The sequence below is a fragment of the Pseudomonas sp. 43(2021) genome, assembly GCF_017490805.1.
Lineage (GTDB): Bacteria > Pseudomonadota > Gammaproteobacteria > Pseudomonadales > Pseudomonadaceae > Aquipseudomonas.
This window is the reverse complement of record NZ_JAFGYJ010000283.1, coordinates 1-512: the sequence shown is the minus strand read 5'-3', so window position 1 is coordinate 512 and position 512 is coordinate 1. Positions and strand designations below refer to the sequence as shown.

Annotated in this window: 1 protein-coding gene; it reads left to right on the top strand. The window is 63.3% G+C overall.

What is annotated here, in order from left to right:
• Positions 1 to 8 precede the first annotated feature (8 nt).
• Positions 9 to 512: potassium-transporting ATPase subunit KdpC (gene kdpC / locus J5M71_RS27225; RefSeq protein ID WP_207838637.1), on the top strand; the 504-nt coding region annotated here is incomplete at its 3' end.

Genomic DNA, 512 nt, shown 5'->3' with positions numbered 1-512 from the left:
ATCTTGAAATGTCCACAATGATACGCCCGGCCCTGACCCTGTTGGCGCTGATGACCCTGATCACCGGCGTCGCCTATCCACTCGCGGTTACCGGCATCGCCCAAGTCGCTTTCCCGGCTCAGGCCAATGGCAGCCTGATCCACGACGCTGACGGCAAAGTCCGAGGCTCGGCGCTGATTGCTCAGGATTTCAGCGGCGACAACTGGTTCCACCCACGCCCGTCCGCCGGGGCTTATGCCACGGTCGCCAGTGGCGCGAGTAACCTTGCACCGAGCAATCCGGCCCTCGCGACCCGCGTAATCGAAGACGCGCAAAAACAACAAGTCGCTGGGCCGGTGCCATTGGCTTTGCTGACCACCTCCGCAAGCGGCCTCGATCCGCACTTGCCACCGGCGGCAATTGCCTATCAACTGGCGCGTGTCGCGGCGGCGCGCAACCTGCCGGTGTCGACCTTGCAGCAATTGCTCGATAAGCACATCGAACAGCCGCTGGTGGGTCCGCCGGTGGTGAAT